Here is a 274-nt window from a genome sequence, read left to right on the forward strand (position 1 = left end):
TTCTCCTTCGTTGGTGGTTCAGGCGGTGAGTGCGGGCAGGTCGTGGGCTCCGATCTCGGGTTCGGTGTTGGGGACGAGGTTCATGCGGCATCGGGCGAGGACGTCGAGTCCGAGGTAGCGGCGGCCCTCGGCCCATTCGTCGGTCTGCTCGGCCCGGACGGCGCCGACGAGTCGGACGATCGCGGTGCGGTTGGGGAAGATCCCGACGCTGTCGGTGCGGCGTCGGATCTCGCGGTTCAACCGCTCGGCGGGGTTGTTGGACCAGATCTGGGTC

At 68.2% G+C, this 274-nt stretch carries 1 protein-coding gene; it reads right to left on the bottom strand.

Features of this window, described 5'->3' with window-relative positions:
- Nucleotides 1-18: 18 nt before the first annotated feature.
- Nucleotides 19-274, bottom strand: a 256-nt coding sequence (locus CF8_RS23755) for a transposase (RefSeq protein WP_036491713.1), incomplete at its 5' end; no start/stop codon positions are given.

The sequence above is a fragment of the Nocardioides sp. CF8 genome (assembly GCF_000389985.1).
GTDB classification, from domain to species: domain Bacteria; phylum Actinomycetota; class Actinomycetes; order Propionibacteriales; family Nocardioidaceae; genus Nocardioides; species Nocardioides allogilvus.